This window comes from Variovorax sp. SG517, from assembly GCF_013376045.1.
In the GTDB taxonomy this organism is placed as follows: Bacteria; Pseudomonadota; Gammaproteobacteria; order Burkholderiales; family Burkholderiaceae_C; genus Variovorax.
Window position 1 is genome coordinate 304289 of the sequence record NZ_JABMJG010000002.1, and the last position, 25389, is coordinate 329677.

General features: G+C 67.6%; 22 protein-coding genes. 3 read left to right on the forward strand and 19 right to left on the reverse strand.

Annotation, left to right across the window (positions count from 1 at the left end):
- Positions 1-31: 31 nt before the first annotated feature.
- Both FHT32_RS06950 and FHT32_RS06955 read right to left on the reverse strand, forming a co-directional pair.
- On the reverse strand, positions 32-1633 hold the full coding sequence (locus tag FHT32_RS06950; RefSeq protein ID WP_176663906.1) for an efflux transporter outer membrane subunit: 1602 nt from the start codon (positions 1631-1633) through the stop codon (positions 32-34).
- A 476-nt stretch (positions 1634-2109) separates the two neighbouring features.
- Positions 2110-2826: an XRE family transcriptional regulator gene (locus FHT32_RS06955; protein WP_176663907.1), complete on the reverse strand. Its 717-nt coding sequence runs from the start codon at positions 2824-2826 to the stop codon at positions 2110-2112.
- Between the two features lie 69 nt (positions 2827-2895).
- Here FHT32_RS06955 and FHT32_RS06960 point away from each other — a divergent pair, with 69 nt between their 5' ends.
- Positions 2896-3126 carry a transcriptional regulator gene (locus tag FHT32_RS06960; RefSeq protein WP_176663908.1) on the forward strand — a complete coding sequence of 77 codons (231 nt, stop codon included), beginning with the start codon at positions 2896-2898 and terminating at the stop codon, positions 3124-3126.
- Positions 3127-3133: 7 nt separating this feature from the next.
- A complete protein-coding gene (locus tag FHT32_RS06965) occupies positions 3134-3367 on the forward strand; it encodes a hypothetical protein (protein ID WP_176663909.1) in 234 nt (77 codons plus the stop codon).
- Here FHT32_RS06965 and FHT32_RS06970 read toward each other — a convergent pair.
- The 10 genes from FHT32_RS06970 to FHT32_RS07015 all read right to left on the reverse strand — a co-directional run bounded on the left by FHT32_RS06970 (position 3318) and on the right by FHT32_RS07015 (position 15510).
- Positions 3318-3821, reverse strand: a complete 504-nt coding sequence (locus FHT32_RS06970) for a hypothetical protein (protein ID WP_176663910.1) — start codon at positions 3819-3821, stop codon at positions 3318-3320. The two genes, FHT32_RS06965 and FHT32_RS06970, sit on opposite strands and share 50 nt — an antisense overlap.
- A gap of 37 nt (positions 3822-3858) precedes the next feature.
- A complete protein-coding gene (locus FHT32_RS06975) occupies positions 3859-5832 on the reverse strand; it encodes an ABC-F family ATP-binding cassette domain-containing protein (protein WP_176663911.1) in 1974 nt (657 codons plus the stop codon).
- 145 nt (positions 5833-5977) lie between these two features.
- The gene (gene prmB, locus FHT32_RS06980) at positions 5978-6859 is read right to left on the reverse strand and encodes a 50S ribosomal protein L3 N(5)-glutamine methyltransferase (protein WP_176663912.1); all 882 of its coding nucleotides are present in this window, start codon (positions 6857-6859) and stop codon (positions 5978-5980) included.
- Positions 6856-8037, reverse strand: coding sequence for a succinyl-diaminopimelate desuccinylase (gene dapE, locus FHT32_RS06985; RefSeq protein ID WP_176663913.1), 1182 nt, complete (start codon positions 8035-8037; stop codon positions 6856-6858). Before dapE ends, prmB begins: the two co-directional genes overlap by 4 nt.
- Positions 8038-8053: 16 nt before the next feature.
- Positions 8054-9202 carry a PilT/PilU family type 4a pilus ATPase gene (locus FHT32_RS06990; protein WP_176663914.1) on the reverse strand — a complete coding sequence of 383 codons (1149 nt, stop codon included), beginning with the start codon at positions 9200-9202 and terminating at the stop codon, positions 8054-8056.
- A gap of 82 nt (positions 9203-9284) precedes the next feature.
- Entirely contained in the window at positions 9285-10118 is an 834-nt protein-coding gene (gene dapD, locus FHT32_RS06995; protein ID WP_176663915.1) for a 2,3,4,5-tetrahydropyridine-2,6-dicarboxylate N-succinyltransferase, read from the reverse strand.
- A gap of 46 nt (positions 10119-10164) precedes the next feature.
- Complete coding sequence (dapC, locus tag FHT32_RS07000; protein WP_176663916.1) at positions 10165-11385, reverse strand: succinyldiaminopimelate transaminase; 1221 nt, start codon at positions 11383-11385, stop codon at positions 10165-10167.
- 86 nt (positions 11386-11471) lie between these two features.
- Positions 11472-12110, reverse strand: coding sequence for a LysE family translocator (locus FHT32_RS07005; protein ID WP_176663917.1), 639 nt, complete (start codon positions 12108-12110; stop codon positions 11472-11474).
- A gap of 5 nt (positions 12111-12115) precedes the next feature.
- Positions 12116-13462 carry an amino-acid N-acetyltransferase gene (gene argA / locus FHT32_RS07010; RefSeq protein ID WP_176663918.1) on the reverse strand — a complete coding sequence of 449 codons (1347 nt, stop codon included), beginning with the start codon at positions 13460-13462 and terminating at the stop codon, positions 12116-12118.
- 59 nt (positions 13463-13521) lie between these two features.
- Positions 13522-15510: an AAA family ATPase gene (locus tag FHT32_RS07015; protein ID WP_176663919.1), complete on the reverse strand. Its 1989-nt coding sequence runs from the start codon at positions 15508-15510 to the stop codon at positions 13522-13524.
- Positions 15511-15996: 486 nt separating this feature from the next.
- Here FHT32_RS07015 and hrpA point away from each other — a divergent pair, with 486 nt between their 5' ends.
- Positions 15997-19779: an ATP-dependent RNA helicase HrpA gene (gene hrpA / locus FHT32_RS07020; protein WP_256098936.1), complete on the forward strand. Its 3783-nt coding sequence runs from the start codon at positions 15997-15999 to the stop codon at positions 19777-19779.
- Positions 19780-19864: 85 nt separating this feature from the next.
- On the opposite strand, the gene FHT32_RS07025 is transcribed toward hrpA, so the two are convergent.
- The 7 genes from FHT32_RS07025 to lptF form a co-directional block, all read right to left on the reverse strand.
- Positions 19865-20023, reverse strand: coding sequence for a DUF3309 family protein (locus FHT32_RS07025; protein WP_126019481.1), 159 nt, complete (start codon positions 20021-20023; stop codon positions 19865-19867).
- Between the two features lie 99 nt (positions 20024-20122).
- On the reverse strand, positions 20123-20578 hold the full coding sequence (locus FHT32_RS07030) for a DUF3592 domain-containing protein (RefSeq protein ID WP_176663921.1): 456 nt from the start codon (positions 20576-20578) through the stop codon (positions 20123-20125).
- 19 nt (positions 20579-20597) lie between these two features.
- A complete protein-coding gene (locus FHT32_RS07035; RefSeq protein ID WP_176663922.1) occupies positions 20598-21770 on the reverse strand; it encodes a pyridoxal phosphate-dependent aminotransferase in 1173 nt (390 codons plus the stop codon).
- A complete protein-coding gene (locus tag FHT32_RS07040; RefSeq protein WP_093195336.1) occupies positions 21767-22708 on the reverse strand; it encodes a CysB family HTH-type transcriptional regulator in 942 nt (313 codons plus the stop codon). The genes FHT32_RS07035 and FHT32_RS07040 overlap by 4 nt, the downstream gene beginning before the upstream one ends.
- A gap of 63 nt (positions 22709-22771) precedes the next feature.
- Positions 22772-23134, reverse strand: a complete 363-nt coding sequence (locus tag FHT32_RS07045; RefSeq protein ID WP_176663923.1) for a sirohydrochlorin chelatase — start codon at positions 23132-23134, stop codon at positions 22772-22774.
- The gene (gene lptG / locus FHT32_RS07050) at positions 23131-24243 is read right to left on the reverse strand and encodes an LPS export ABC transporter permease LptG (RefSeq protein ID WP_176663924.1); all 1113 of its coding nucleotides are present in this window, start codon (positions 24241-24243) and stop codon (positions 23131-23133) included. Before lptG ends, FHT32_RS07045 begins: the two co-directional genes overlap by 4 nt.
- The gene (gene lptF, locus FHT32_RS07055) at positions 24240-25370 is read right to left on the reverse strand and encodes an LPS export ABC transporter permease LptF (RefSeq protein ID WP_176663925.1); all 1131 of its coding nucleotides are present in this window, start codon (positions 25368-25370) and stop codon (positions 24240-24242) included. Before lptF ends, lptG begins: the two co-directional genes overlap by 4 nt.
- Positions 25371-25389: the final 19 nt, after the last annotated feature.

Sequence of the window (25389 nt, forward strand, 5' to 3'; positions counted from 1 at the left end):
TTTCTTGGAGTTATGGAGTGTTGCTTGCCGCTCAGTTCAGCGGTGCCGATGCCTGTTGTGTAGGCTGTCCTGGCGCGATCGCGGCCTCGGCCAGAGCGCCTCGGTTCCACCAGCCGCCGCCCAGCGCCTGGAAGAGGGCGGCCGTGTCGGCATAGCGGGCGGCCTGCGCCTGCACCAGCGCCGTGTGGGTCTGCAGCCAGGCCTGCTGTGCGGTGAGCAGCGTCACGTAGCTCACCGCGCCGGCACGGAACTGCGCGGTCGACAGGTCGAGCGACTGCTTCGCGAGCGACTCGGCCGTGGCCTGGGCCTGCAGCGTGGCGGCGTCGAGTTCGAGCGCGCGCAATGCATCGGCCACGTTCTGGAATGCGCCCAGCACGGTGTTGCGGTACTGCGCCGCCGCCGAGTCGTAGGCGGCGACGGCGGCGCGCTGCTGCGCGCGCAGGGCACCGCCGTTGAAGATCGGCTGCGTGAGCCCGGCGCCGATGTTCCACAGCGTGGTCGGCCCGGTGAACAGGTCGCGTGCGCGCAGCGAGGTGTTGCCGTAGCTGGCGCTCAACTGGATCTGCGGATAGAGATTCGCCGTGGCCACGCCGACTGCCGCGCTGGCCTGGTGCAGCTGGGCCTCGCTGGCACGCACATCGGGCCGCTGGCGCGCGAGCTCCGACGGCAGCGACAGCGGCAGCTCCTGCGGCAGCGAGAGGCTGGCGAGGTCGAACTCGGGCAGGCCCTGCTCCGAAGGCAGCCGGCCCGCGAACACCGCGAGCTGGTGGCGCGTCTGCGCGAGCGATTTCTCCAGAGGCGGTATTGCCGCCTGCGTCTGCGCGACCTGCGTGCGCTGCTGCAGCACGATCGACTTGGGGATCGCGCCGGTGTCGAATTGCTTTTCGATCACGTTCAGCTGCTCTCGCTGCGCCTGCAGCACCTCGCGCGTGGCCTGCAGCTGGCCGCGCAGCGCGGCTTCGCGGATCGCGGTGGTGACGAGGTTCGACGTGAGCGTGAGGTAGGTCGCCTCCACCTGGTAGCGCTGCGCTTCCACGGCGGCTTGAGCGCCTTCGACCTGCCGGCGCGAGGCGCCGAACACGTCGAGGTTGTAGCTGACGTTGACCGACGCGTTGTACAGCGTGAGCAACTGGCCGCCCGCCACCCGCGTGCTCACTTCCGATGCCCGCTCGCGCTGCACGCCCAGTTGCGCCGTGACCTGCGGCCACAGCAGGTTGCCCGACTTCACATCGTAGGTGGCCTCGGCCTGCCGCAGTGCGGCCTGAGCGGAAGCCAGCGTCGGGCTCTGCGCGAGCGAAGCGCGGATCAGCCGATCGAGCGGTTCGGAGCGGAACACTTCCCACCACTGGGCCGGAATGTCGCGGCCCGGCAGCAGCTCCTGCGCCTGGCCGGCCGGCACGTCGGACTTCACGGTGCGCGCCGGCATCGGCGCGGGCGTGTAGTCGGCGCCGCTGGCCGCGGCCGGCAGGTCGGGTGTCCTGAAGTCCGGCCCGACCGCACAGCCGCTCATCAGCAGCAGGACGGCGCCGAGCACGGCGCCCTGAACGGGCCACCCCGGCCGCGAGCGCGCAGGCGCAGCGCGCAACGACGAACCGGGGTGATCCTCCAACGCATTGTTTTCTTGATATTGCATGGGGGCAGCGGTTGTACACCCGGAACGCCCGGGCTGCCTGTCATTCCGCGAGTCTCGTGCCCGCTGCTCCGCCCCGCGAGGCAGTTGCGACGAAACGGGACCTGCAAGGCGCGAAATGTACGGGCAAGGCGCCAAATGCACCACCCCAAGGGCGCGACACAACCCCACCACCGCGCCGATCTCAGGAACACCGAGGAGCCGGCTCTGCCGGGCCTCAGGTGTTGCCCCCGGTAGGGGGGGTGGCGAAGCGGCACGAAGTGCCGCGCAGCCTGGTGGCGAGAAATTTTTTTAAAAAAAAAGCCCGCACGAGGCGGGCTTGAAGGTGACCTGCTGGAGGAGGGAGGATCAGAGGATGCAGGCCACAGGGAGAGCCATGAATATCGCTTCCGAACCTGCACGCAACCTGACCTCGACGAAATCGTGTTCCAGCTAATTTCCGGCTAATTTTTTGCCGGAGGCGCCGCTCGCATGAGGGCTCAGTCCTCGTCCTCCCACTTGCCCACGACGGTGCCCAGCACCGTGAAGGCCGTGCGCACCGGCTCGTGCTTGGGGTTGAGCGGCAGCAGCCAGCGGCGACCGTCGTCCTGCTTGAACACCTTGAAGGTGACCTCGTCGCTGTCCTCGAGCTTCGCGATGATGCGTTCGCCGTCGTCGGGCGTGCGCAGCGAGGTGTCGACGAACACGATCGAGCCGGGCGGATAGCTCTTGAGCTGGCCGCTGGGCGAAGTCATGCTGTCGCCGCGAACGCGCAGCGCATAGCTCTGGAGGCTGTGGTGGGCGATGCAGGGTATCCAGCGCTCGGCATGCGGCTGCTGCGAGATCTCGTGGCTGTCCCAGTTGGCGGCGTCCGCCCAGGAAATGAGCGGCACCGTGCCGGGCGTGCGCGGGTTGAAGCTCGGGATCGACGGCGGCGTGTGCGTCACCCGATAGGGCCCCGGCGGCTCGTTGGCCCGGTCGCGCGCCTGGCGGATCTGATCCTCGTCCCAGGGAGCGGGGCCGTCGCCTGTGTCCAGCCAGTTCGGATCGGCCCGGTAGGCGCGCGCCAGCGCGAGCACGCTCATCGAGCGGCTGACGTCTCCGCGCTCGATCTTGGAAATGCTGGACTGTTTGACCCCCGAAACCACTTCGGCCTGTTTCTGGGTCATCTTGGCGAATTTGCGCGCGGCCAAGGCGCGTTTGGCAATGCTGTCCATCGGATGGGGATTTAAGCCCAAACGAATATTCCTCTCAAACTCTAGAATAGTTTGAAAAGGGAGTAATAGATGAAGCCACGGGAGTTGGTCATGGCGCTGAGGGCCATGGGCCTCACGCAGAAGCAGATCGAACATCGAACCGGCATTCCGCAGCCGACCATCAGCAAGATCGGCCTGGGTCGGGTGGCCGACGTGATGTCGCGGCACTATGTCGCGCTCGTGGCCGCCTACGAGCAGCGGATGAAGGAGGAAGCCCTGAAGCCCGCGCCGGAGGCCCGCCCCCGGCCCGCGAAGCGATGAGCGTGCGGTGCGCAGGCGATTGCCCTCGGGCCTGCGGCTCGACCGCGCTCTGTGCGTGCTGCTGGCGCTGGCGTCCCTTGCGGGGCTGGTCGCCGGGCTGATCCTGGGGCACCCGGGCATCGCCGGTGCCGGCTGCTTCGGGCTGGTTTGCGCGGCCTGGGCAGCGCAGGTGCTGTTCGACCGCGAGGCGCTCAGGCGCGATCGTGCGGTTCGGGAGGCGCGAGAGCGAGAGTGGAGCTGACGCGCACACAGTCCTTGATGTGCTGCTCGCCGAGGGCGCGCAGCGCCGCGTAGCCCAGCGCGGCCGACACCACCTGCCCGGCGATGGGCACGTACTTGGTCGCCTGCTTGGCCGTGAGGCGCACGCCGGCATGCTTGGCGAGGCGAAGCAGCAGGTCGCGCGTGACCAGCCGCCCGACCAGCAGCGCGCCCACCGTGGTCGCGGCCTTCTGGATGCGCTCGCGCTGGTGCGGCGCGAGCTTCTCGACCTGCGTGACCGAGAGGCCGAATTCCGCGCTGATCTGCGGCACCAGCCGCGAGAGCAGCGCGGCATCGGCCATCCAGTCGAGGCCGGGCAGGGGAACCGCGCTGGCCGCTGCCGCCATCAGCGCCTTGCGGCTGATGAGGCGGCGGCTGCGGTGGATGGCGGCGATGAGTTTCTCGTCACCACGGGCCAGTTCGACGGCTGACGGCATCCGGCGGCTCCCTTGCTTGTTGCTGGCTGTTGCTCAGTCAGGCCACCAGGGCTTCCAGCTGGTCCGAGAGGGCCAGCCAGCGCTCCTCGAGGCGGCCGATTTCGTCGTTGAGCGCCTTCAGCCGCTTGCCGGCCTCGGCGATTTCGGCGGCGGGCAGCGGCTGGGCCAGCCGCGCCTCGAGCTCGGTGCGCTCGGTGCCGGCCTTGGCCAGGCGTTCGTCGATCTGGGCGATCTCTCGCTTGATCGGCTTGGCCTGGTCGCTGCGCTGCTGGCGATCCTGGGCGTCCTGCTTGCGCTGCTGCGGGGCAGGAGCGGCTGCCGGCGCCGCGGCGGCCTCGGCCGCGCGCACCGCCACCTTGGCTTCCTCGCGCAGCCGCTTGGATTCGTCGAGCAGGTAGCGCTGGTAGTCGTCGAGGTCGCCGTCGAAGTCGCCGACCACGCCGCGGCCCACCAGCCAGAACTCGTCGCACACCGAGCGCAGCAGCGCACGGTCGTGGCTCACCAGCATCAGCGTGCCCTCGAACTCGTTGAGTGCCACGGCCAGCGCCTCGCGGGTGGCGAGGTCGAGGTGGTTGGTCGGCTCGTCGAGCAGCAGCAGGTTGGGGCGCTGCCAGACCATCATCGCGAGCACGAGGCGGGCCTTCTCGCCGCCGCTCATGGTGCCCACGGGCTGCTTGACCATGTCGCCGCTGAAGTTGAAGCTGCCCAGGTAGCCGCGCAGGGCCTGCTCGCCGGAGGGCTCCTTGGCGTTGCCGCCGAGCTCGCGCGCCAGGCGCACCATGTGCTCCAGCGGGTTGCTTTCGGGGTGCAGCACGTCGAGCTCCTGCTGCGCGAAGTAGCCGATGTTCAGGCCCTTGCCCTCGGTGACCTGGCCGGCCAGCGCGCCCATTTCGCGCGCGATGGTCTTCACCAGCGTCGACTTGCCCTGGCCGTTGGCGCCCAGGATGCCGATGCGCTGGCCCGCCAGCACCGAGCGGTTGACGCCGCGCAGGATGGTCTTAGGCTCGTCGTCCTCGACAACGTAGCCGAAGCTCGCGTTGCTGATCGACAGCATCGGGTTGGGGATGTTGCCCGGCTCCTTGAACTCGAAGCTGAAGTCGGCTTCGGCCAGGAGCGGCGCCACGCGTTCCATACGCTCCAGCGCCTTGACCCGGCTTTGCGCCTGCTTGGCCTTGCTGGCCTTGGCCTTGAAGCGGTCGATGAACTTCTGCAGGTGGGCGATCTTGTCCTGCTGCTTGGCGAAGGCCTGCTGCTGCTGCTCCATCTGCAGCGCGCGCATGTCCTCGAACTTGCTGTAGTTGCCGCCGTAGCGCGTGAGCTGGGCGTTGGCGATGTGCAGGGTGACGTCGGTCACGGCGTCGAGGAACTCGCGGTCGTGGCTGATGACGATCATGGTGCCCGGGTACTTCTGCAGCCAGGCCTCGAGCCACACCAGCGCGTCAAGGTCCAGGTGGTTCGTGGGTTCGTCGAGCAGCAGCAGGTCGCTCGGGCACATCAGCGCGCGCGCCAGCTGCAGGCGCATGCGCCAGCCGCCGGAGAAGCTGTTGACGGGCGCGTCGAGCTCGTGCGTCTTGAAGCCCAGGCCCAGGATGAGCGCCTGCGCGCGCGGCACGGCGTCGTGCTCGCCGGCGTCGGCCAGGTCGGTGTAGGCGTGGGCCAGCTGCATGCCGATGTCGGCGTCGTCGGGGTTCTCGGCGTAGGCGGCCTCGATGGCGGCCAGCTGCTCGCGCAGCTCGGTCAGGCGGGTGTCGCCGCCCACCACGAAGTCGGTGGCCGAATCCTCGGTCTCGGGCATGTTCTGCGCCACCTGGGCCATGCGCCACTGCTTGGGAATGGAGAAATCGCCGCCGTCTTCGTGCAGCGAGCCGTTGAGCAGGGCGAACAGGGTGGACTTGCCGGCGCCGTTGCGGCCCACCAGCCCGACCTTCTCGCCGGGATTGAGGGTGACCGTGGCGCCGTCGAGCAGGACCTTGGCGCTGCGGCGAAGAATGACGTTCTTGAGAGTGATCATGAAAGAGGAACCGTAGGGGCGATTATCCCGCCCGGCCCTTCGCGCCCTGGAAAAAAGGGGCAAAGGTGCGGGGAAATGACCCGGTGAATGGGTTTTCGCAGCGGATGGCTGCGAGAAAGCGGCTGAAAGGGCTGGGCGAGCGCAGCTAACGCACGCCGGCGCCGGCCACCAGGGCGTCGCGCGTCACCAGCAGCACCTGGTCTTCGCCCGCCGAGGTTTCGAGCCAGAAGACTTCGAGCTGCGGGAAGGCCGCCTCGAAGTACTCGCGCTCGTTGCCGATCTCCAGCACCAGCACCGCCTGTTCGCTCATGCGCGAGGGCGCGTCGGCCAGGAGCTGCCGCACGAAATCCATGCCGTCGGTGCCGCCGGCCAGCGCCAGCTCGGGCTCCGCGCGGTATTCGGCGGGCAGGGCGGCCATGCTGGCGCTGTTCACGTAGGGCGGGTTGCACAGCACCAGGTCGTAGGGGCCGGGCAGGTTCTTCAGGCCGTCCGACTCGACCAGCCGCACGCGCGCGTCCAGCTCATGGCGGGTGACGTTGATGGCGGCGACCTCCAGGGCCTCGACCGACAGGTCGGCCGCGTCCACCGTCACGTCCGGGTAGGTGAGCGCCGCGAGCACCGCGAGGCTGCCGTTGCCCGTGCACAGGTCGAGCACGCGCTGCGTGTGTTCGCCCAGCCAGTAGTCGATGGTTCCGTCGGCGATCAGCTCGGCGATGAAGCTGCGCGGCACGATGGCGCGCTCGTCCACGTAGAAGGGCACGCCCTGCAGCCATGCTTCCTTGGTGAGGTAGGCGGCGGGCTTGCGCGTGGCGATGCGTTCGTCGATGAGCGCCGCCACCTTGCCGGCGTCGGCGGGCGACACGGGCGTGTCGGCCACGCCGTCGAGGTCGTCCAGCGGCAGCTTCAGGCGCCACAGCACCAGCCACGCTGCTTCGTCGAAGGCGTTGGCCGTGCCATGGCCGAAGGCGACGCCGGCTTCTTCCAGCCGCTTCGCGCCCGACTCGATGAGTTCGATGACGGTGCTCATCCGGCGAGCGCGGCGTCCAGTCGCCTGATGGTGCGCAGATACAGGTTCTTCAGCGTCTCGATCTCGGCCACGTCGATGTGCTCGTCGATCTTGTGGATGCTGGCGTTCACCGGGCCGAGTTCGACCACCTGCCTGCAGATCTTGGCGATGAAGCGTGCGTCGCTGGTGCCGCCGCTGGTCGACAACTCGGTCTCGATGCCGGTCTCATCGCGGATCGCGCCCTGAACTGCCTCCACCAGTTCGCCCGGCGTGGTCAGGAAGGGCAGGCCGCCGATGGTCCAGGCCAGCGTGTAGTCGACCTTGTGCGCGTCGAGCACGGCGTGCACGCGCTGCTGCAGCGACTCGGGCGTGGATTCGGTCGAGAAGCGGAAGTTGAAGTCGATCACCGCGCTGCCCGGAATCACGTTGCTCGCGCCCGTGCCAGCGTGGAAGTTGCTGATCTGCCAGCTGGTCGGCTGGAAGTACGGGTTGCTCACTGCGTCCCAGCCGCCGGCGGCATTGATGGCCACCAGTTCGGCCAGCGCCGGCGCCACCGTGTGCACCGGGTTCTTGGCCAGATGCGGATAGGCGATGTGGCCCTGCACGCCCTTGACCGTGAGCTTGCCGCTCATGGTGCCGCGGCGGCCGTTCTTGATCATGTCGCCGCAGCGCTCCACCGCGGTGGGTTCGCCCACGATGCAGTAGTCGATGACTTCGCCGCGCGTGGCCAGCGCATTGCAGACGACGACCGTGCCGTCGATGCCGGGGCCTTCCTCGTCGCTCGTGAGCAGCAGCGCCAGCGTGAGCTTCGGCTCGGGCTGCGCCTGCAGGAATTCCTCGATGGAGGTGACGAAGGCCGCGACCGAGGTCTTCATGTCGCAGGCGCCGCGGCCGTAGAGCTTGCCGTCGCGGTGCGTAGGCGTGAAGGGGTGGCTGGTCCACTGCTCGACGGGGCCGGTGGGCACCACGTCGGTGTGGCCGGCGAACATCAGCGTCTTGGTGCCGGCCTTCGCGTCCGCGGGACGTCGCACCGCCCAGAGGTTGGTCACCCGGAAGTCGGCCGGGCCGCTCTCGATGGTTTCCAGCGTGAAGCCCAGTCGCGCCAGCCGCTCGCCGAGGATCTGCTGGCAGCCCGCGTCGTCAGGCGTGACGGAAGGGCGCGAGATGAGTTGTTCGGCGAGCTGGAGCGTACGGGACATCGGGAAAAGGCGAGGTTCAGAACTTCACGTCCAGCGTGATGTCGGTAAAGGTGGGTTCGTCGACCTGGTCCGTCAGGTTGCGGTCGTCGACGTGCTGCTTGGGCGCCGCGCGATTCTGCAGGCGCCACATGAGGTTGGTGGGCGAGTCGGCCTGCGACAGGCCTTCTTCGCGTGTCACGCGCTCCTCGGTGATGAGGCGGGCGATGTCTTCCTCGAAGGTCTGCGAGCCTTCGGCCATCGACTTTTCCATGGCTTCCTTCACGCCGGAGAAGTCGCCCTTCTCGATCAGCTCGGCCACCAGCGCGGTGTTGAGCATGACTTCGAGCGCCGGCACGCGCCCGCCCACCGGCGTGCGCAGCAGGCGCTGCGAGACGATGGCGCGCAGCGCGCCGCCCAGGTCGCCCAGCAGCGTGGGGCGCACTTCGACGGGGTAGAAGCTCAGGATGCGGTTCAGCGCGCGGTAGCTATTGTTGGCGTGCAGCGTGGCCACGCACAGGTGGCCCGACTGCGCATAGGCGATGGCGGCGGACATGGTGTCGCGGTCGCGGATTTCGCCGATCTGGATCACGTCGGGCGCCTGGCGCAGCGCGTTCTTCAGCGCCGTCTGCAGCGAGGTGGTGTCGCTGCCCACGTCGCGCTGGTTCACCACCGACTTCTTGTTGGTGTAGGTGAACTCGATCGGCTCTTCCACCGTGAGGATGTGGCCGCTGGCGTGCTCGTTGCGGTAATCGAGCATCGAGGCCAGCGTGGTGGTCTTGCCCGCGCCGGTGGCGCCGACCATGAGGATCAGCCCGCGGCGCTCCATGATGAGCGTCTTCAGGATGTCGGGCAGGTTCAGCTCTTCGAAGCTGGGAATGGTGGAGGCGATGTGCCGCACCACCACCGCATAGGTGCCGCGCTGGCGCATGGCGCTCACGCGGTAATTGCCGGCGTCTTCGAGGTGCACGGCCATGTTGAGTTCGCCAGTGCTTTCCAGCTCCTGGATGCGCGCGGCGGGCACCACCTCGGACAGCAGCGCCAGCGGTGCCGTGGGCGGCAGCACCTGCGCGTTGACGGGCAGGCAGATGCCGTTGATCCGGATCAGCACCGGCGAGTGGGCCGAGAGATAGATGTCGGATGCCTTGCGCTCGGCCATCAGACGAAGAAGCCGTTCCATCATGTTCATCGGTCTCTCTCCTCGGGTGCTGTTGTTTTCTCTGGAGCTCTGAAGAAAAACCGGCCCCGCAAGAGGGGCCGGCGGGGAGTTGTCAGTCGCGCAGGAGGTCGTTCAAGCTGGTCTTCGAGCGCGTCTGCGCATCGACCGTCTTCACGATGATCGCGGCGTAGGTGCTGTAGTCCTGGCCCGACTTGGTCTTCTTGGGCAGGTTGCCGCTGATGACCACGCTGCCGCTGGGCACGCGGCCGTACGAGATCTCGCCGGTGTCGCGGTTGAAGATCGGGGTGCTCTGGCCGATGTACACGCCCATGCCCAGAACCGAGTTCTCCTCGACGATCACGCCTTCGACCACTTCGGAGCGCGCGCCGATGAAGCAGTTGTCCTCGATGATGGTCGGGTTCGCCTGCAGGGGTTCCAGCACGCCGCCGAGGCCCACGCCGCCCGAGAGGTGCACGTTGGCGCCGACCTGCGCGCACGAGCCCACGGTGGCCCAGGTGTCGACCATGGAGCCTTCGCCCACGTAGGCGCCGATGTTCACGTACGAGGGCATCAGGATCGCGCCCTTGGCGATGTAGCTGCCGCGGCGGGCCACGGCCGGCGGCACGATGCGCACGCCCGATTCCTTCAGCTCGTTGGCCGACAGGTGCGAGAACTTGGTGGGCACCTTGTCGTAGAAGCCGAGCGAGCCGGCCTGGATCTGCTCGTTGTCCTTCAGGCGGAACGACAGCAGCACGGCCTTCTTGATCCACTGGTGCACGGTCCACTTGCCCACGCCTTCGCGGGTGGCCACGCGCAGCTTGCCGTTGTTGAGTTCGGTGATGACGTGCTCGACGGCGTCGCGCACTTCGGCCGTCGAGGCGGCGGCCGAGATGTTGGCGCGGTCTTCCCACGCGGCGTCGATGATTTGTTGCAGTTGCTGGGTCATGGAGAGTCTCGGGTGAAAAATGGGGGCAGGGGTCAAGCGGAGCAGGTCAGCGGCGGGCGTCCTTGCAGAAGCGGACGATGCGCTCGGCGGCCTCCACGCATTCGGCCGTCTCGGCCACAAGCGCCATGCGGATGCGGCCCCGGCCGGGGTTGATGCTGCGCGCGCCGTAGGTCGTCTCGCGCGCCAGATAGCTCCCCGGCAAAACCGTCACATTGTATTGAGCGTAGAGCTCCCGGGCGAAGGCTTCGTCGTCGCCAGCCCACACTTCGGGCACGCCGGCCCAGAGGTAGAAGCTCGCGTCGGGCAGGCGCACGTCGAGCACCGGCTCCAGCAGCGGCGTGACGGCCGCGAACTTGGCGTGGTACTGGGCGCGGTTGTCGACCACATGCGACTCGTCGCCCCAGGCGGCGATGCTGGCTGCCGCCACGGTGCCGCTCATGGCGCTGCCGTGGTAGGTACGGTAGAGCAGGAATTTCTTGATGCTGGCCGCGTCGCCCGCCACGAAGCCGCTGCGCAGGCCTGGCACGTTGCTGCGCTTGGACAGCGAGGTCAGCGCGATCAGGTTGCGGAAGTCGGGCCGGCCGAGCTTCACCGAGGCCTCGAGGCCGCTGAGCGGCGGCTCGTCGCGGAAGTAGATCTCGCTGTAGCACTCGTCGGCGGCGATCACGAAGCCGTGGCGGTCGGAGAGCGCGAAGAGCTTCTTCCACTCGTCCAGCGCCATCACGGCGCCCGTCGGGTTGCCCGGCGAGCACACGAAAACCAGCTGCGTGCGGGCCCAGACCTCCTCGGGCACGCTGTCCCAGTCGACCGCGAAGTTGCGCGCCGGCACGCTGGGCACGTAGTACGGCTCGGCGCCGGCGAGCAGGGCTGCGCCCTCGTAGATCTGATAGAACGGATTGGGCGACAGCACCACCGGCTGCGGCGAGGCGGTCGGGTCGACCACCGTCTGGGCCAGCGAGAACAGCGCCTCGCGCGAGCCGTTGACCGGCAGCACCTGCGTGGCCGGGTCGAGCGAGAGGCTGTAGCGGGTCTTGAGCCAGTCGGTGAAGGCGGTGCGCAGCTTCAGGTCGCCGGCGGTGGCGGGGTAGGCGGCCAGGGCGCCGAGGCTGGCGCTCAGCGCGTCCTTGATGAACCCCGGCGTCGCGTGCTTGGGTTCGCCGATGCCCAGGCTGATGGCCGTGAACTCGGGGTTGGGCGTGACGCCCGCGAACAGCTGCTTCAGCCGCTCGAAGGGGTAGGGTTGCAACCGGGAAAGCAGGGGATTCATGGCCGGGATTATCGGTGACAGGTGTTACCGCTCCCGGCGAAGCGGCTACTCGCGCGGGCCGGCGGCAGGGGCGGACGTGGCCGTTCTCAGGCGGCGCTGCGGCGATAGAAGGCCAGCGAGCCGGCCAGCGCCAGCAGCATGCCGCCGCAGGCGCGGTCGATCCAGCGGGTTGCCGACACGGTCAGCAGCCGGATCGCCCGGGCGCCGACGAAGGCGTAGGCCAGCATCACGGCCATGTCCAAGGCCGCGAAGATCAGGGCGATGACGATGTACTGCGGTGCCTGCGCCGCCGACGGGTCGATGAACTGCGGCAGCAGCGCCGAGCAGAAGATGTAGCCCTTGGGGTTGGTCACCGCCACGAAGAAGGACTTGAGGAAGATGCGCCGGCTCTCCCCCGCCGAGGCCGAGGGCGCCGCATCGGCGGCCGGCAGTTGGAAACCACCCCTGGAGCGCAGCATCCGCAGGCCCAGCCAGGCCAGGTACACCGCGCCGACCCACTTCAGCATCGAGAACCAGAATTCCGACGCCGCCAGCAGCGCGCCCAGGCCCAGCGCCACCGCGCCGACGAGCACGAAATCGGACAGCACAGCGCCGAGCATCCCCGGCAGCGCACGCCGCACGCCGTGCCGCGAGCCGTTGCTGAGCGCCAGCAGCACCGTCGGTCCGGGCGTGGCGATGGCGGCGAAGGCCACGATGGCGAAGAGCAGGGCGGTGGCGAGTGTCATCGGGGCTAGATCTTCTTGACCAGCACCTGGCTCTTGCGGTCCCAGTTGTATTTGCGCTTGCGCGCCTCGGGCAGCCAGTCGGGGTTGACCTGCTGGAAGCCGCGCTTGAGGAACCAGTGCATGGTGCGCGTGGTGAGCACGAAGATGCTTTCCAGGCCCATGGCCTTGGCGCGATGCTCGATGTGCTTGAGGATGCGCTCGCCGTCGCCCTGCGACTGCGATTGCGGCGACACCGTGAGCGCCGCCATCTCGGCCGTGCGCGCCTCGGGATAGGGGTAGAGTGCCGCGCAGCCGAAGATCACGCCGTCGTGCTCGACCACCGTGTACTGGTGGATGTCGCGCTCGATCTCGGTGCGGTCGCGCTTGACCAGGGTGCCGTCGCGCTCGAAGGGCTCGATCAGCTGCAGGATGCCGCCGATGTCGTCCACCGAGGCCTCGCGCAGGCTCTCGAGCTTCTCGTCGATCACCATCGTGCCGACGCCGTCGTGCACGTACACCTCCAGCAGCAGCGAGCCGTCGAGCGCGAAGGGCAGGATGTGGTTGCGCTCCACGCCGGCCTTGCAGGCCTTCACGCAGTGCTGCAGATAGAAGGCGGTGTCGGTGGGTTTCTGCGGCGGCGGCAGCGAGGCCAGCAGCTTTTCGGCGGCGTACAGCGGCAGCTCGGTGTCGATGGGGTTGTCCTCGCTCTCGGGCAGCTCGCTGTCGATGCGGATGCCGGGAATCTCGGTCAGGAAGATCAGCTTGTCGGCCTGCAGCGAGATGGCCACGCTGGTGGCGACTTCTTCCATCGTCAGGTTGAAGGCCTCGCCCGTGGGCGAGAAGCCGAAGGGCGACATCAGCACCATGGCGCCGAAATCCAGCGTGCGGCGAATGCCGGCCGCGTCCACCTTGCGCACCAAGCCCGAATGCTTGAAGTCCACCCCGTCGACCACGCCCACCGGCCGCGCGGTGATGAAGTTGCCCGAGATCACCCGCACCGTGGATCCCGCCATCGGGGTGTTCGGCAGGCCCTGGCTGAAGGCCGCCTCGATCTCGTAGCGCAGCTGGCCAGCGGCCTCCTGCGCGGAGTCGAGCGCCACTTCGTCGGTGATGCGGATGCCGTGCGAATACTTCGCCTCGTGCCCCTTGGCCGCCAATTGCTCGTTGACCTGCGGCCTGAAGCCGTGCACCAGCACGATCTTCACGCCCATGCTCTGGATCAGCGCCAGGTCCTGTGCAATGTTCTGCAGCTTGCCCGCCGCGATCGCCTCGCCCGCGAGCCCGACCACGAAAGTCTTACCGCGGTGCGTGTGAATGTAGGGCGCGACCGAGCGGAACCAGGGCACGAAGGTGAAATTGAAGACGGTGGACATGGGGCGTGATTGTGCATTCATGAAAAGCCATTTGCCTGACTCGGCCCGACCGGGCCGGATCAGGCGATCGCGCGCAGCACGCGGGCCGCGCTCGCCGGGACGGAACCGCCGCCGCCGGGCGACGACGGCGGCGGCAGGTCGAGCCGATCGGCGCGGAAGCTCGCCAGCAGCGCCGCGTAGGCGTCGGTGGCCGTACCGCCGGCACCGGCGGCCGGCTCCGGCAGCCCGAGCATCCCGGCCAGCTCCGACGGGGCGATGGAGCCGTCGCGCAGCAGCGCGTCGACCACCGCCATGAGCGCCGGCGTATGGGCGTCCAGCAGTGCGAGCGCGCGAGCGTGTTCCTGCGCCAGCAGCGCCTCGATCTCGGGGTTTGTCGCGCCGACATCGGTGTTGACGTCGTCGTTCGGGTCGTTCGCGACGTCGGTGCGGCTCAGGCGCGTGCCGAAGGCGAAGTGGCGCACGTATTGCGCGGCCTGGGCGGTCGCCTGCATGAAGTCCTGCGTGGCGCCCGTCGTGCAGGCCTGCTCGCCGAACACAAGCTGCTCGGCGGCGCGGCCCGCGAGGCTCACGCAGATGCGATCGCGCAGGTTCTTCTTAGACCAGGCCTTGCGCTGCTCGTAGCTGTTGTAGCCGCCCTCGAACGAGGCCACGTTGATCTTGATCTCCTGCGGCGCACGGGCGAACAGCAGGCCGTACACCACGCCGTGGCCGGCCTCGTGCACGGCGAGCAGGGCGCGGAAGTCCTCGCTCGAACGCTGCTTGAGGCGGTTCAGCTCCAGCGTGACCGGAAACTGGCGGCGTGCCTTGCGGTACTTCGCCGTGATGGCCGACACGCCCGCGTCCAGCGTCAGCCACACGGGTTCGCTGCCGTTGGCGCCTTGCTCCAGCGCCCACAGCGCGGCGTTGACCAGCGTGGCGCTCAGGATCGCGTGGATCGACGAGAACAGCGGTCGCGTGCCCTGCGCCGGGAACACGGCGTTGGCGTAGATCTGCTCGTACACCCTCGCGTCGAGCACGAAGCGCACGCCGGAGCTTTCCTGGATCTCGGCCACATAGCGGTCGCAGATCGACAGGATCAGGCGCACGTAGGTCGCGCGGTTGAACGAGGGATAGATCACGTGGTTGTTGCCCAGGCGTGCGATCTGCTCGGGGCGGAAGCGCTCGGCCAGCGCCTTCTTCACGTCGATGACGGAGAGCTTCTTCGTCAGCTCGTGGAAGATGTCGGCGTCGGTGTCGCAGTCTTCCACGCGCTGCGCCGTCTCGGCGTACATCTCGTCGAGGTTGCCCGAGACGAACACCAGCAGCTTGCTGTAGTCGGTCTCCCAGCTCTGCTGCGTGTCGCGGAAGGCGCGCAGGCGCGCGTGAACCTCGGCGGGCTTCCACGCCATGATCTGCAGCAGCGTCTCCGACAGCTTCAGGCAGCGCTTCACCTCGCGCGCCTCCCAGGGCGACAGGTGCAGCTTGCGCTTCTTGTCTTCCTTCTTCTTGTCGGAACCGTCGCGGTCCTGCGTGTATTCGGCGTATGCCAGCGACGACTCGATCTCGCCGAGCATCGACAGAGCCGGAGGCAGGCGGCCGTCGGACAGCAGCGCCCACACGTCCTGGTAGCGCTCTACCTTGGCGTCGTGGCCGCCGTTGTCGACTGTGCGGAAGCGCTGGAACTCGTCCAGCACCAGGATGCCGGGCGAGCCCTCGGCGATGCCCGATTCGGCCAGCATGGCCGAGATGGAGCCGCGGCTGTGATGGCCCGAGCCATGGCTGAAGCCGTCCATCTGCACTTCGATGAAGCGGTCGTAGAAGCCCAGGTGCTGCGCGAGCCTGCGCACCAGCTGCGTCTTGCCGGTGCCCGTCAGGCCCCAAAGGCAGACGATGACCGGGCGGCTGATGAGCTGCGGCAGCACGTACCAGGCGCGGATCGAGTCGATCACGCGATCGATGATGTCGTCGATGCCGAAGAGCTCGGTCTTCAGGGCTTCGGCGACGGTCTGCAGGTGGCGAGTGCGCTCGGCGAGCTCGGCATGCAGTTGGGAACGGATGTCTTTGGACATGGTCTGGTTTTTCTTTTTCTTCGGCTCCTGGAGCCGTTCATGCAGGTACACAGGTACGGAATGGCGGCCGCTCCTTCGGCATGAAGGAATCGGCTGTCGGGACGCTGTGGGTGTCGGTTGCGGCGCTTCTGTCTTCGAAGCGCGCGAACGTGCGCGGAGCTTCGATCAGGCAGGACGAGGCAACTTGGCCCGCCCGTGCGCCCGGGGCGCACGGCTTGCGCAGCGACGGCGCAAGGAGATGGGGGCAAGGCGATAGGACATGGACGCGATCGTAGTGGCGGTTTGCAATTGAGTAAAGACTATTTACGGATCGTGTTGCAACCGGACCGCGCGATGTGGATGCCGTGCAACAGCCGCGGTGCGCGCCGATAATCGACGGTTTGCCCGCCGCGCCGGCCCGACGACTGTTTTCCCTTGACGACCACCACACCCCTTCGCATCGAATTCCCCGAATCGCTTCCTGTATCGAGCAGGCGCGACGAGATCATGGACGCCATCGCGCAGCACCAGGTCGTGATCGTCTGCGGCGAGACGGGCTCGGGCAAGACCACGCAGCTGCCGAAGATCGCCCTCGCGCTGGGCCGCGGCAAGCTCAACGCCGAGCCCGGCAAGGGCCGGCTCATCGGCCACACGCAGCCGCGCCGCATTGCCGCGAGCTCGGTGGCCAAGCGCATCGCCGAAGAGCTGAAAACGCCTCTGGGCGACGTCGTCGGCTTCAAGGTGCGCTTCCAGGACCGCCTGTCGCGCGACGCCTCCGTCAAGCTGATGACCGACGGCATCCTGCTGGCCGAGACGCAGACCGATCCGCTGCTGAAGGCCTACGACACGCTCATCATCGACGAGGCCCACGAGCGCTCGCTGAACATCGACTTCCTGCTGGGCTACCTGCGCGAGATATTGCCGCGCCGGCCCGACCTGAAGGTGATCGTCACCTCGGCCACCATCGACGCCGACCGCTTCGCGCAGCACTTCGCGTCGGCGAAGGGACCGGCGCCCACCATCATGGTGTCGGGCCGCACCTTCCCGGTGGAGCAGCGCTACCGCCCCTTCGAGGAATCGCGCGAGCACGACCTGAACGACGCCATCGCCGACGCGGTCGACGAGCTCTGGCGCGATCCGCACAACGCGGGCGACATCCTCGTCTTTCTGCCCGGCGAGCGCGAGATCCGCGAAGCAGCCGACCACCTGCGCCGCCACCTGAGCCACCAGCCGCTGCTGCGCAGCGCCGAGGTGCTGCCGCTGTTCGCACGGCTCTCGGGACCGGAGCAGGACCGCATCTTCGACGGCCACACGGGCCGGCGCATCGTGCTGGCCACCAACGTGGCCGAGACTTCGCTCACCGTGCCGGGCATCCGCTACGTCATCGACACCGGCACCGCGCGCGTCAAGCGCTACAGCTTCCGCAGCAAGGTCGAGCAGCTGCTGGTCGAGCCGATCAGCCAGGCGGCCGCCAACCAGCGCGCGGGCCGCTGCGGCCGGGTGGCGAACGGCATCTGCATTCGCCTGTACGACGAGAAGGACTTCGAAAGCCGTCCGCGCTTCACCGACCCCGAGATCCTGCGCTCCTCGCTGGCAGGCGTGATCCTGCGCATGAAGTCGCTGCGCCTGGGCGACGTGGCGCGCTTCCCGTTCCTGGAGGCGCCGTCGCCGCGCGCCATTGCAGACGGCTATCAGCTGCTCAACGAGCTGGGCGCGGTCGATGACGCCAACGAACTCACGCACACCGGCGCGGAGCTGTCGAAGTTGCCGCTGGACCCGCGCGTGGGCCGGATGATTCTCGAAGCCCGCTCGCGCAGCGCACTCGAAGAAGTGCTCATCATCGCCTCGGCCCTCAGCGTGCAGGACGTGCGCGACCGCCCGATGGATGCGCAGCAGCAGGCCGACCAGGCGCACTCGAAGTTCGACGACGAGAAAAGCGAGTTCAGCGGCTACCTGCGGCTGTGGAAGTGGATCGCCGACGCGCGCGGCGGGCACGGAGACACCCACAAGCTCAGCAACCGGCAATACGAGCAGCTGCTGCGCCAGAACTTCATCAACATCCGCCGCGTGCGCGAGTGGCGCGACATCCATTCGCAGCTGCTCACCGTGGTCACAGAGCACAAGTGGCGCATCAATGCCCAGCCCGCCGGCTACGAGGCGCTGCACATGTCGATGCTGTCGGGCCTCCTGGGCAACGTCGGCTGGAAGCTGGAGGACGACGAGGCCTACCTCGGCGCGCGGGGCATCAAGTTCCACAAGCACCCCGGCGCGCACCTGAAGAAGAAGCCGGGGCGCTGGATCGTCGCGGCCGAGCTGGTCGAGACCACGCGGCTCTTCGGACGCGGCATCGCCAACATCGAGCCGCAGTGGCTCGAGGAGGTGGCGGGGCACCTGCTGAAGAAGCAGCTGCTCGATCCGCACTGGGAGAAGAAGGGCGCACAGGTGTCGGCGCTGGAGCGCGCGACGCTCTATGGCCTCGTGGTCTACAGCGGTCGGCGCGTCGACTTCACGCGGGTCGATCCGGTCGCCGCGCGCGAGATCTTCATCCGCGAGGCGCTGGTCGGCGGGCAGTGGGAAAGCAAGTTCCCGTTCCTGCAGGCCAACCGCAAGCTGGTGCGCGAGGTCGAAGGGCTGGAACACAAGTCGCGCCGGCAGGACGTGCTGGTCGACGACGAGCTGATCTTCGCCTTCTACGACGCGCAACTGCCCGCCGACGTGGCCAGCGGCATCAGCTTCGAGAACTGGTACCGCCAGGCCTCCAAGGACCAGCCGCGCCTGCTGTACCTGACGCGCGACGAGCTCATGCGCCACCAGGCGGCGGGCATCACGACGCAGTCTTTCCCGCCGACGGTGCGGCTGGGCGGTGTCGACTGCGCCGCGAGCTACCTGCACGAGCCCGGCGACGCGAAGGACGGCCTCACCGTCAGCGTGCCGCTCTTCGTGCTCAACCAGGTGAGCGAAGAGCGCTGCGAATGGCTGGTGACGGGCATGCTCAAGGACAAGATCCAGGCGCTGCTCAAGAGCCTGCCGCAGCGCCCGCGCTCGCGGCTGGTGCCGCTGCCCGAATCGGCCTCGAAGCTGGCGGAAGAACTGTCGGTGCCCGAAGTGTTCGGCACCGGCTCGCTGACAGACGTGCTGCTCAAGCGCGTGCGCGACATGACCAGCATCGACGTCAAGCGCGCCGATTTCAAGCTCGACATGCTCGCGCCGCACCTGTTCATGAACCTGCGCGTGGTCGACGAGCACGGCCGGCAGCTGGGCATGGGGCGCAACCTCGGCGCGCTGAAGGCCGAACTGGGCGCGCAGGCGCGGGGGGCCTTCCAGGCGCTGGCGGGGCTGAACATCAAGGCGCCGCCGGAGAAGAAAGCTGCCGCAATCCAGCCGGACCAGCGTTCGAAGCCGTCCGCCAAGGCTGCGGACGCGCCTCCCGCGCTGCCGGCCGGCCAGCGCTACACCGCCTGGACCTTCGGCGAGCTTCCCGAGCTGATGGAGGTGCGCCGCGGTTCGCAGTCGCTGATCGGCTTTCCGGCGCTGCGCGACGAAGGCGACGCCGTGACCATCGAGGTGTTCGACGAACCCGCCGTGGCCGCCGCGAAGCATCGCGCCGGGCTGCGACGCCTGTTCGCGCTGCAGCTCAAGGACGCCCTCAAGTACCTCGAGAAGAACATCCCCGACCTGCAGAAGATGTCGGTGGCCTACATGCCGCTGGGTACTTCGGAGGAGCTGCGCACGCAGATCATCGACGTGGCGATCGACCGTGCGTTCCTGCAGGAGCCGTTGCCGACGGACGAGTTCGCGTTCAAGCGCCGGCTGGAGGAGGGCCGTGGCCGCCTCACGCTGATCGCCAACGAGGTCGCGCGGCTCGCGTCGGCCATCCTCGTCGAATACGCCGCGGCCGCGCGCAAGATCAAGGACACCAAGATCCAACCCGAGGCCGTGCAGGACGCCGCGCAGCAGCTGCAGCGGCTGGTCGGCAAGCGCTTCATCGCCGACGCGCCGTGGACGCAGCTGCAGCATTTCGCGCGCTACCTCAAGGCGATCGTGCTGCGGCTCGACAAGCTTCGCGCCGACCCGGCCCGTGACGCGAGCAAGCTCGCCGAGCTGAAGCCGCAGGAACAGCGCTACTGGCGCCTCGTGGCCGAGCGCAAGGGCGTGGTGGACGAACGCATGCTCGAATTCCGCTGGCTGCTGGAGGAACTGCGGGTGAGCTTCTTCGCGCAGGAACTGCGCACGCCGCAGCCCGTGAGCGTGAAGCGGCTGGACAAGGCCTGGGCGCAGTTGCAGGCCTGATGACGGATTGCCGAACGAAGAAAAGCCCGCTTGCGCGGGCTTTTCCCTTGGTTCCCTCAATATCGGGACGCGTTGGCCGCAAAGGCTATATGCGTCCCATGAGCACGAGGATCACCACGATCAGCACGACCAGGCCAAGGCCGCCGCTGGGTCCGTAGCCCCAGGAGCGGCTGTAGCCCCAGCTTGGCAGTGCGCCGATCAGCAGCAGGATCAGGATGATCAGCAGAATGAACGAGAGCGACATGTTTTCTCTCCAGGGCGTTGTTGCGATGAGCCTTCATGCTGGCCCTGTCGAATCGCGCGGAGGGCCGGAGGGTAGCGCCTCCGGTGGTCAGGCAACGTCCTACCGTGGGCGTCGGCGCTTTGCCGGTGCGCTCGCAGGCATGAAGAGAAGCCCCGCCGTCACCAGCAGGAAAACAAGGCCCAGGCCACCCGTGATGGCCGCGCCGCCCCACAGCGAAAAGAAGCCGTCGAGCATGGCGTCCTGCGGGTCATTCGGGTCGAAGAACACATCGACCGTCTCGCCGACCTCGTAGGCCGGCGGGCTGCTGCTGCTCGACGGCGCGAACTCGATGATCTCGCCCGATGGCGCCTTGAAGCGCACCAGCGGCTTCCAGGTACCCGATTCGTTGCGTTTCGAGCTTTCCACGTAGAGCAGCCGCATCACCTCGCCCTGCGTGCGGCTGGCCGACGCGATGAAGGATGCCGTGTTGTGGTGCAGCAGCCATGCGACGGCGCACAGCACCAGGCCGACCGCACCGAAAACGAGCCTCAGGATCGCAACCGGGTTGTTCTTCATGCGGGCAAGGCCGCAGTCGTCAGAGCCGTGCGAGGCGGTCCAGCGCCGCGAGCAGCGTTTCGTCCTTCTTGGCGAAGCAGAAGCGCACCACGCGCTGGTCGAAGCCGTTGCCGTAGAAGGCCGACAGCGGGATGGCGGCCACGCCGATCTCGCGCGTGAGCCACAGGCAGAACTCGGCTTCCGAGAGATCGCTCACCGCCGAGATGTCCACGCACTGGAAGTAGCTGCCTTCGCTGCGCAGCAGCCTGAAGCGGGTCTTCTCGGCCAGGCCGGCGGCGAACAGGTCGCGCTTGCGCTGGTAGAAGGCCGGCAGCTCCAGGTACGGCTTCGGCTCGGCCATGTACTGCGCCAGCGCATGCTGCATCGGCGTGTTCACGGTGAACACGTTGAACTGGTGCACCTTGCGGAACTCGGCCATCAGCGGAGCGGGCGCGGCCACGTAGCCGACCTTCCAGCCGGTGACGTGGTAGGTCTTGCCGAAGCTGCTGACGATGAAGCTGCGCGCGGCCAGGCCCGGAAAGCGCGCCACGCTTTCATGCCGGGCGCCGTCGAACACCATGTGCTCGTAGACCTCGTCGCTGATGACGAACACGTCGGTGGGCGCGAGCAGTTCCTCGAGCTGGCGCATCTCGGCCTCGGTCCACACCGTGGCGCTCGGGTTGTGCGGCGTGTTGATGATGATGGCGCGCGTGCGCGGCGTGAGCGCGGCGGCGATCTTGTCGAAGTCGGGGCGGAACGTGCCCGGCACCAGCGGCACGCGCACCACGCTGCCGCCGGCCAGCTCGATGTTCGGCACGTAGCTGTCGTAGCAGGGCTCCAGCACGATCACCTCGTCGCCCGGTCGCACCACGGCGAGGATGGCCGTGATGATCGCCTGCGTGGCGCCGGCGGTGACGGTGATCTCGTTGGCCGCGCTGTAGCTGTGGCCGTACTGCGCCGAGATCTTGGCGGCGATGGCTTCGCGCAGCGCCGGGATGCCGGGCATCGGCGGGTACTGGTTGTGGCCCGCGGCCATGGCGGCCGTCACGTCTTCCAGCAGCTTCGGGTCGCAGTTGAAGTCCGGGAAACCCTGGCCCAGGTTGACCGCGTTCTTCTCGGCCGCAAGGGTCGACATGACCGTGAAGATGGTTGTGCCGACGGAAGGCAGCTTGGTGCCAACGTCGGGAGTGCGTGGAGATTGAGCCGTGCTCATAGTTCGTAGTCTTGTTGATGGCCGCTCAGGGCCTTGGCGATCAGGTTGCGGTCGAGGCGGTCGGACAGCAGCTCGGCGAACTTGAACACGAAGTTGCGCAGGTAGGCGCTGCGCTTGAAAGCGACCCTCGCGATATTCTGGCCGAACACATGGCCCATGGGGCGCACCACGAGGTCGGCGTTCGACTCGTCGCGCACGGCCATCTCGGCCACGATGCCCACGCCCAGGCCGAGGCGCACGTAGGTCTTGATCACGTCGGAGTCGATGGCCTCGAGCGCGATGCGCGGCGTGAGCTTCTTCTGCGCGAAGGCGTGGTCGATGCGCGTGCGGCCGGTGAACGAGGGGTGGTACGTGATGATCGGCTCGCTCGCCAGGTCCTCCAGCGAGATGCGCTCCTTGGAGGCCAGCGGGTGGTCCTTGGGGAGCACCAGCACGTGCTGCCATTCGTAGCAGGGCAGGGTGACGAGTTCGGCGTAGCCGTCGAGCGACTCGGTGGCGATGCCGATCTCGGCGATCTCGTCGATCACCATGCGCGCCACCTGGTCGGGCGAGCCCTGGTGCAGGCTCACGTTGACCTTGGGGTACGCCTCGCGCAGGTTGGCCACGGGCACCGGCAGCACGTAGCGCGCCTGGGTGTGGGTGGTGGCGATGGAGAGGGTGCCGCTGTCCTGCGCGCTGAACTGCTCGCCGATGCGCTTGAGGTTGCCCACCTCGCGCATGATCAGCTCGATGCTGGCGATGACGTGCTGGCCAGGTTCGGTGACGCGCTTCAGCCGCTTGCCGTGGCGCGCGAAGATCTCGACGCCCAGTTCTTCCTCGAGTTCGATGATGGCCTTGGATACCCCGGGCTGCGAGGTGTGCAGTGCCTTGGCCGCCTCGGTGAGGTTCAGGTTGCGCCGCACGGCTTCCTGAACAAACTTGAACTGATGCAGATTCATATCAAATTCCGTCTTATTGCGGAATTCATTATGCCTTCAGAATCTATTGAAATTGCCGGATGTTCATGATTTGACCGCAATCCGTGCCAGGAGATCGACCAGTTCCGGCTCTTCGCCCACGATCCGGGTGAGCGTGAAGCCGATGGCGGGCCAGCGCTGGCGCAGCGAATCGAGCTGATGCGGCAGGTCTTCGCGGGCGTGCTTGCCCATGCCGAGGAACAGGGGGACGACGCGGATGGCGGTGGCACCACCCGCAACCAGTGTTGCCACGGCCGTGGGCAGGTCGGGCTCGGCGAGTTCCATGTAGGCGCAGGCCACGCGGGCGCCGGGCTCGTTGGCTAGCAACCGGGCGGCCACGGCCTCGATGGGCTGGCGCCAGCGCTCGTCGCGCGAGCCGTGCGCCAGCAGGACGATGCCTCGCGTCATCGCCGCAGCACGAGCCAGCTGAAGGCCGTGAGCGACATCACCGAATAGATCATCCCTGGCGCCGCCGCGGTGAGCCAGGGCGACCAGTTGCTGAGGTTGCCCAGGTAGCCGAACACGTTGTTCAGCAGGAAGAAGCTGATGCCGATCATCACGCCGCCGAACACGTAGGTCGTGATGCCCGACTGGCGGAAGTGCAGGTAGGCGAAGGGCAGGGCGAGCACCACCATCACCAGGCACGACAGCGGGTAGAACACCTTGCGCCAGAACTCGATCTCGTAGCGCTGCGCGGTCTGGCCGTTGGCGTCGAGGTGGCGGATGTAGTCGAACAGGTCGATCGTGCTCATCCGGTCGGGGCGCAGCAGCGCGACCGACACCATCTCGCCGGTCAGCGAGGTCGGCCAGTTCAGCTGCGGGATCTTGGTGGTGACGATGTGAGCCTGCTCGGCCGAGCTGCGCGTGTCGTATTTCTGCTCGGCGACGTCGGTGAGCAGCCAGTGGCCGTCGCTGCCGATGGTGGCCGAGGCGGCGACGATCTGGGTCTTGATGTAGCCGTTGTCGTCGAACTCGAAGATGCGCGGGTTCTTCAGCGCGCCCTTGCGGTCGATGGCCAGCACGTTCACGGCGTAGGAGGCGTTGTCCCGCTTTTCCTTGAGCCAGGCGCCGGTGTTGCCGGCCAGCGAATAGGTGCCCTGGTACCTGGCCTTGAGCAGCTGGCCCGTGCGCTCGGAGGCCGGCGCCACGTAGTCGCCGATGGCGAAGGTCAGCACCACGAAGCCGATGCCCAGCAGCAGCAGGGTGCGCAGCGCGCGCCAGGGGCCCAGTCCGCTGGTGCGCAGGATGGTGTATTCGGAGCTCTGCGCCAGCCGGGCCATGACGAAGATCGAGCCGATCAGCACGGTGATCGGCAGCAGCTCGTAGAGATGGCTCGGCACCAGCAGGGTCACGTAGATCAGCGCCTGCGCGGGCCCGTAGTTCAGGCTGTCGGGCTTGCCGATGGACTGCAGCTCGTCGACGAAGTCGAAGAAGAAGAAGAGGCTCAGGAAGCCGAGCGTCACGAACGCGACGGCCTTCAGCACCTCGACGTAGATCAGGCGTCTTATCGTTTTCACGTGGGTTCGATCCTGGGAGCGGTTGCCGGCGCGGCAACGGAGGCGGACGGGCTCTTCCGGATGCGTCGTCCCCAGTTGTTCTGGCGGGCGCCCAGCCATGCAAGGTTGATCAGCAGCACGCCGCCATGCAGCAGCAGCATGAAGCCGCCCATGCCGAACTTGCCCGAGCTGATCCAGCTCTGGCCGAGGTTGAGCATGTTGTAGTAGACGACGAAGGCGAACAGCGCGAGCAGCAGGTTGCCACTGCGGCCCACGCGCGGGTTGCCGCTGGACACGTTCAGCGCCAGCAGCACGAAGTTGATGGCGGCCAGCAGCATGCCGACGCGCCAGGCCAGTTCGCCCCGGCTCATGTCGCTCCGGTCGGTCAGCAGCGACAGGGTGGTGCGCGCACGCGCCGGAGTGGTGTCGTCGCCGAAGCCGGAGCTTCCGCCGGCGCGCGTTCCGTAGGTCTTGAATTCGCTGATCTTCAGGCCGGTGTTGGCCATCGGCTGCTCGAGCCGCTGGCCGTTGTTGAGCAGCAGGTAGCGCGAATCGCCGATGTTCTCGATGCTGCCGCTGCGCGCCGAGGTGGTGATCTGCAGGTTGCGCTCGATCGACCAGATGAAGACGTTCGTGGCCCTGGAGTTGTCCGGCGTCTCCTTGTCGATGAAGAACACCCGCACGCGGCCGGCCGATTCGCGGAATTCACCCGGCGCCACGCGCTCGATGTCGCTGCGCTGCTCGTACTGCTTGCGCATGCCGATGGTCTGCGAGTTGGCCCAGGGCCAGCCCACCAGCGCCATGACGGCGATCAGGATCAGCACCGGCCAGGCGAAGCGGAACAGCGGCTTGACGAAGTCGGCCATGCCTTGTCCGCTGGAGAACCAGATGACCATCTCGCTGTCGCGGTACATGCGCGACAGGGTGCCGACGATGGCGATGAACAGGCTCAGGCTCAGGATGGTCGGCATGTAGCCGAGCACCGTGTAGGCCATCACCAGGAACACCTCCTGCGGGTTCACACTGCCCTTGGACGCGAGCCCGAGGGTGCGGATGAGCATCATGGTCATCACGATGGTGACTAGTACCACGAGGGTCGCTCCGAAGCTGCGGGACAGCTCCTTGCGTAAGGAAGAATGGAATAACATCGTTCGAGGAAAAAAAGGA